The organism is Xanthomonas sp. A1809 (assembly GCF_017746015.1).
Taxonomy (GTDB): domain Bacteria; phylum Pseudomonadota; class Gammaproteobacteria; order Xanthomonadales; family Xanthomonadaceae; genus Xanthomonas; species Xanthomonas euvesicatoria.
Window position 1 is genome coordinate 1 of sequence record NZ_JAGHWZ010000055.1, and the last position, 6,147, is coordinate 6,147.

The window sequence follows — 6,147 nt, forward strand, 5'->3', positions numbered from 1 at the left end:
TTTCGCACGGTCAAAATTAGGAGTTGAAAAATGAGAGGACGGAAGCCGACAGCTCCGGCCCTCAAGGTGATCGCCGGGACGGCCCGGCCGGACCGCGAGGTGCCGGACGTTCCCGAGTTCGACCTGATCGATGAATTTCCCGACGCCCCTCAGCATCTGAAAACCGATGGCGCCGCAATGTGGCGTGATCTCGGCCCGCAGCTGGTCGCGGCGAAGGTGTTGCAGGTCGTCGACCTCTACGCACTCCAGCAACTCTGCTACGCCTGGCAACGCATGGTGATGAAGCAGAAGGCGGGGATGGACATAACGGCCGCCGAGGACACAGCGTTCAAGGCGCTGATGTCCGAGTTCGGCATGACTCCCGCCAGCAGGCGCAAGGTGAGTTCGGGTGGCGACAGCAAGAAGCCCGGCAACAAGTTCGCCGCGCTCGCAGCGCCGAGCAAATAAGCCGGCTGCCAAGAAGGCGCCAGCGAAGAAGCAGGGCAGGGCCGCGCCGCGCGCCCGCAAGCCGGATCCTTCCGACTATGTCGGCGTGGCCATTGCGTACGCGCAGGAAGCGATCGCCGACAGGAAGGGGCTGCGGTTCGGCAAGTTGATCCGGCAGGCCGCGAAGCGGTTTATCGATGACTTGGCACGAGCGAAGAAGCGGGGCGCGCCGTTCCGGTTCTCACCGGAGCACGCGTGTCACGCGTGCGGGTTTATCGAGCTGCTGCCGCACGTCGAGGGCAAGTGGGAGACGCCCGAGATCCGGATGCACCGGTCGCACGTGTTCTTCGTCGTGCAGCTGTTCGGCTTCCGGAAGCCGGATGGCACGCGTCGCTTCACCTCGGCGCTGTTCGCGGTGGCGCGCAAGAACGCGAAGTCCACGCTGGCGTCGGCAATCCTGCTGTACTGCCAGTGCTGCGAGAACGAGGAGGGCGCCCAGGTCATCTCGGCCGCCACCACGTTCCCGCAGGCGTCGATCATCTTCAACGTCGCCAAGCGGATGGTGGAGAAGACCCCGGATCTCAAGGAGGCCTATGGCCTGGAGACCTGGGCGAAGTCGATTACCCGCATGGAGATCGGCGCCAGCTTCAAGCCCATCCACGCCAAGGCCAGCACGCAGGACGGTCTGAACCCGTCCCATGTCGGCCTCGACGAGATCCACGCGCACAAGACGCCGGACCTGCTGAACGTCCTGCAGTCCGCCGCCGGCGCGCGCCAGAACCCGCTCTGGCTGTTCACCACAACCGAGGGGTACACCAACCCGGGCCCATGGGCGGAGATCCGCCAGTTCGTGAAGCAGCTGCTCGCCGGCGTGTTCGGCCACGAGGCCGACCATTACCTGGCGGTGTTCTACGCCATCGATGAGGAAGACAAGGCCGCCGGCACCAAGGCCGACGACACCTTCGATGAATCGAAGTGGATCAAGGCGAACCCCTTGATCGACGCCAATCCGCACCTACTAGCCGCGATCCGTAAGGAGGCGGTCGAGGCAAAGCGGATGCCGTCCAAGCTGGCCGAGTTCGAGATCAAGCGCGTGAATCGGCCAGCGGCGTCAGCCAACAGCTGGGTCGCGCTGCCGAAGTGGAACGCCTGCGCCGGTGCCGTCGATCTGGATGCACTCCGCGACGTACCGTGCTGGGGCGGCCTGGATCTGGCGAGCACGCGCGATTTGACTGCCCTGCGCCTGGTCTGGCGAATCGGAGATCAGATCATCACTTGGGGCAGGAGGTGGGTTCCGGCAGAAGCGGTGGCGCAGCGCACCGAACGCGGAACCGTTCCATACGCGGGCTGGGTTGCTGCCGGGCTCATCGAACAGACGGAAGGCGAGGTTACCGATTACGCGGTGATCGAACAGGCCGTTCTCGACGTGGTGGAGCGGTTCAACGTGCAGTCGATTGCGTTCGACCGCTGGAACGCCACAGAGATGGTCAGCCGGTTGGTGAAGGCGGAGGTGCCGCTGGTGGAGTTCATCCAGGGCACCAAGTCTTACCACCCGGCGATGCAGGACCTCGAACGCGCCTACATAGGCGGGAACCTGGTGCACGAGGGTGATCCGGTGCTCACCTGGTGCGCATCGAACCTCGTGGCCAGAACCGACCCGAACTTGAACAAGGCTCCGGACAAGAAGCGTTCGGCCGACAAAATCGACGACATGACCGCGCTGCTGATGGCCGTGGGGATATCGATCGCAACAGAAGAGGCTACCGACGTGTCCCAGTTTCTCGCCAATCCAATTGTGGTGGGCTGATGTCCGCTTTGACAAAGGCCAAGGCGCCAGGCACGTTCAAGTCCTCGATCCTGAAGTGGCTTGGGGTGCCGATCGGCCTAACAGACTCCAGCTTCTGGGAGGCCTGGGCCGGTGGCGGAAACTCGGCCGGAAAGTCTGTCAACCATGGCACCGTACTGCAGTTGTCGGCCGTTTGGGCTTGTGTACGCCTTCTCTCGCAGACGATCTCCACGCTTCCGTTGGGGTTCTACAAGAGGCAGGCCGACGGCAGCCGGGTCTCGGCCACGCAGCATCCTCTGTACGAGCTTTTGCACAACCAGCCGAACGCCGACATGACGGCCGTGCAGTTCTGGGAGGTCCTGGTAGCGAGCCTATTGCTGTGGGGTAATGCTTACGTCGAGAAGCACTACAGCGTCGGGCGCCTCGTGTCGCTCGACTTCCTGCTCCCCCAGCGCATGGCTGTCAGGCGCCTGACGACTGGTGAGCTCGAATATCGCTACACGGACGCGCAGGGAAAGCAGCGCGTGATCAACGAGTCGTCGATGTGGCATGTCCGCGGGTTCAGCACCAACGGCACGATGGGAATCTCCTCGATCTCGGCAGGTGGGCAGGTGTTCGGCGCAGCGATGGCAGCAGATGAGGCCTCCGCCAAGGTCTTCGCCAACGGCATGAACGTCGGCGGTGTGCTGTCGACCGATCAGATCCTTACCAAGACCAACCGGGAGGAGCTGCGGACCAGCTTCGTGGGGCAGTTCAACGGCGCCGTCAACGCCGGAAAGACCATGATCCTAGAAGCGGGGATGAAGTATCAGCAAGTGCCAATGAATCCCGAGGATGCCCAGCTACTGGGTACCCGTGCTTTCAACGTAGAAGAGATCTGCCGCTGGTTCGGTGTGCCTCCATTCATGGTTGGCCACGCCGAGAAGTCGACGAGCTGGGGAACCGGCATCGAGCAGCAGATGATCGGCTTCCTGACCTTCTCGCTGGCGCCTTGGCTGCGTCGCATTGAGCAGTCGATCAGGAAGGACTTGCTGGCACCGCAGGAGCGCCCCACCTACTTCGCCGAATTCGTGGTCGAGGGACTGCTGCGCGCCGACAGCGCGGCCAGGGCGGCTTTCTATAGCACGATGGTCCAGAACGGAATCTATAGCCGTGACGACTGCCGTTCGAAAGAGAACCTGCCAATGCGTGGTGGCAAAGCCTCAGAGCTAACGGTCCAGTCCAACCTCCTGCCGATCGAGCAACTCGGCGGCGATAATTCCAGCGATCAGAAGGCCCGCGCGGCGCTTCTGGCGTGGCTCGACTCCGGAAAGGAAAAGCCCGATGAAACGTAAAGACGCCACCCTGAAGATCAGGGACTTCGATCTGTCCGTGAAGGCCGTCAGCGATGACGGCCTTTTCTCTGGCTACGGCTCGGTGTTTGGCACCGTGGATAGCTACCGCGAGGTGGTGGCGCCAGGAGCATTCGCCGAAAGCCTTGCCGAGATCAAGGCCAAGGGACGTCCGGTGCCGGTGCTTTGGCAGCACCGCAGCGGCGAGCCGATCGGCGTGTACTCGGCTCTTTCGGAGGACAGCCACGGGCTCAAGGTTGAAGGCCAGCTGATCATCGACGGCGTTGCCCGCGCCAAGGAAGCGCATGCCCTCATGAAGGCAGGCGCGGTCTCCGGCCTCTCCATCGGCTACTACGTCCGCGAGGACAGCTGGGACGAGAAAGAGCGCGTGCGGCTTCTGAAGAAGGTTGATCTGGTTGAGATCAGCCTTGTCACTTTCCCCGCCAATGACGACGCGCGAGTGGACGCGATCAAGTCGAAGTTGGCCCACGGGTCGCTTCCGACCCTCCCCGAATTCGAACAGATCCTGCGCGAGGCAGGGTTTTCGAAGAGCCAGGCCGCGGTGATCGCCAATCGCGGACTGAAGCATCTGCTGGACCGGAGCGAGTCCGGGAGCACGGCGAACGAAACCGAAGGCCTGGTCAAAAGCCTGAGCCGTCTCACCCTCCCGACTTTCTGAGGAACGAACCATGTCCCGATACACCAACCTCTCGCGCTCGATCGGCCGCGAACTGAAGAACGCTGGTCAGCTGGATGACCAGCTGGAGCTGAAGGGCCTGATCCAGGCCCTCAACGAGCGCGACAACGAGATCAAGGTCTTCGCCGAGAAGGCGAGCGATGAAATCAAGAACCACGGCAAGATCCTGGACGACACCAAGAACGCGCTGGAGTTGCTCTCGAAGAGCGGCCTGGAAATCAACGCGCGTCTGCTGGAAGTCGAGCAGAAGCTGGCCCGGCGTTCTGCCGCAAACGATGCGGATGGTGCCAAGTCCATCGGCGAGCAGTTCACCGAATCGGACGACTTCACCGGCCTGGCAGCCAAGGGGCGCGGCATTGCACGCATGAACCTCAAGGCTGTCACCAGCATCACCAGTGCCACCACGGGCACCGGAGGCGTCGGTGCAGCCATCCAGCCGACCCGCGTGCCTGGAATCGTCAATGGCCCGGATCGTCCCTTCACGATTCGCGACCTGATCATGCCGGGGCGAACCGCCTCCAACTCGGTCGAGTTCGTGCAGGAATCGGGCTTCCAGAACATGGCCGCACCGGTGGCCGAGACAGCCCTCAAGCCTCAGTCGGACCTCTCCTTCGAGCTGAAGACGACCACGGTCAAGACGATCGCGCACTGGTTCCTGGCTTCCAAGCAGGTCTTGGCTGATGTGCCTCTCCTTCAGAGCTACATCAATGGCCGCGCCATCTATGGCCTGAAGTACGTCGAGGAGAACCAGATCCTGGCGGGTGATGGCACTGGCCAGAACCTGCTGGGTCTGATCCCGCAGGCGACGGCATTCGACGACGCACTGCGCCAGGCCGGCGACACCAAGATCGACATCCTCCGTCGCGCAATTCTGCAGGTCCGCGTGGCGGAGTACCGCGCGAGCGGCATTGCACTCAACCCGGTGGACTGGGCCGATATCGAGCTGCAGAAGGACGAGCAGGGCCGCTACATCTGGGTGAACGTGGTCGAGGGGGGGCAGCCGCGCATGTGGAAGCTGCCGGTCGTCGATACGACTGCTGTGCCGGAGGGAGAGTTCCTGGTCGGCGCATTCGACATCGCCGCGCAGGTCTTCGACCGGGAAGACGCGGCGGTCGAAGTGTCCACCGAGGACAGCGACAACTTCCGCAAGAACATGGTCACGATCCGCGCGGAAGAGCGTCTGGCAATGGCGGTGTACCGCCCCGAGTCGTTCGTGCACGGCGAGTTCGCCGCGCCGTCGGGCGGCTGATCGTCCACAACCGCTGAATGACGGGCGGAAAAACCGCCCGTCTACGGGAGATCGACATGAAATACATGGCACTGAAGGGCTTTCTAGATCCCTCGGGCTACCAGAAGCGCGGCACCGAATGGACCGGGTCGCCGGAGCGCGCCAAAGAACTCTTGCGCGGCGGCTTGATTGCAGAGTTCGATGGTGCCAAGGCTGCGCCAACCGCCGAGAACAAGATGGCACCGCCGGCCAAGAACAAGGGACGCAAGGCGCCGACGGGTTCGGATAAGGCCTGACGATGAGGATCGTGACTGAAACTCAAGTGCGGGCACATGTCCGGCTCGATGGCGACGATGAAAGCGCCAATGTCTATGCCGAAGCAGCTGAGCAGGCGGCGCAAGACTTCCTCAATCGCCAGGTCTACAAGGACACGGACTCGCTCGCTGCGGCTGTTCTGGACGGATCTGCAGGGTTCGACCCGATGGTGGCGAATCCCGCCATCATTGCTGCAGTGCTGCTGATCACCGGGCACCTGTACCGCAATCGCGAGGCTGTCACCGACGAGACCGCGAACCAGCTGCCACTGGGGGCGCACGCGCTGCTCTGGCCGCACCGAGTAGGCCTCGGCGTATGAGCCTCGCCGCCGGCAAGCTCCGCCACCGAATCCGCATCCAGCGGC

At 63.1% G+C, this 6,147-nt stretch carries 7 protein-coding genes; all 7 read left to right on the top strand.

Translation table 11 applies throughout. From position 1 onward, the window contains the following. Nucleotides 1–30: 30 nt before the first annotated feature. From J7396_RS22310 to J7396_RS22340, 7 genes are read left to right on the top strand one after another with little or no spacing between them, the layout of a single operon-like run. The gene (locus tag J7396_RS22310; RefSeq protein WP_209262174.1) at nucleotides 31–447 is read left to right on the top strand and encodes a P27 family phage terminase small subunit; all 417 of its coding nucleotides are present in this window, start codon (nucleotides 31–33) and stop codon (nucleotides 445–447) included. After that, a complete protein-coding gene (locus tag J7396_RS22315) occupies nucleotides 389–2,233 on the top strand; it encodes a terminase TerL endonuclease subunit (protein WP_209262175.1) in 1,845 nt (614 codons plus the stop codon). Before J7396_RS22310 ends, J7396_RS22315 begins: the two co-directional genes overlap by 59 nt. Continuing rightward, nucleotides 2,233–3,546 carry a phage portal protein gene (locus J7396_RS22320; protein WP_209262176.1) on the top strand — a complete coding sequence of 438 codons (1,314 nt, stop codon included), beginning with the start codon at nucleotides 2,233–2,235 and terminating at the stop codon, nucleotides 3,544–3,546. The genes J7396_RS22315 and J7396_RS22320 overlap by 1 nt, the downstream gene beginning before the upstream one ends. Further along, nucleotides 3,536–4,222 (top strand): HK97 family phage prohead protease, encoded by a 687-nt coding sequence (locus J7396_RS22325; RefSeq protein ID WP_209262177.1) that lies wholly within the window; start codon nucleotides 3,536–3,538, stop codon nucleotides 4,220–4,222. Before J7396_RS22320 ends, J7396_RS22325 begins: the two co-directional genes overlap by 11 nt. Nucleotides 4,223–4,232: 10 nt before the next feature. Then, the gene (locus J7396_RS22330) at nucleotides 4,233–5,489 is read left to right on the top strand and encodes a phage major capsid protein (protein WP_209262178.1); all 1,257 of its coding nucleotides are present in this window, start codon (nucleotides 4,233–4,235) and stop codon (nucleotides 5,487–5,489) included. A 17-nt stretch (nucleotides 5,490–5,506) separates the two neighbouring features. Further along, a complete protein-coding gene (locus tag J7396_RS22335; protein WP_209262179.1) occupies nucleotides 5,507–5,764 on the top strand; it encodes a hypothetical protein in 258 nt (85 codons plus the stop codon). A 2-nt stretch (nucleotides 5,765–5,766) separates the two neighbouring features. Then, nucleotides 5,767–6,102 (top strand): head-tail connector protein, encoded by a 336-nt coding sequence (locus J7396_RS22340; RefSeq protein ID WP_209262180.1) that lies wholly within the window; start codon nucleotides 5,767–5,769, stop codon nucleotides 6,100–6,102. Nucleotides 6,103–6,147: the final 45 nt, after the last annotated feature.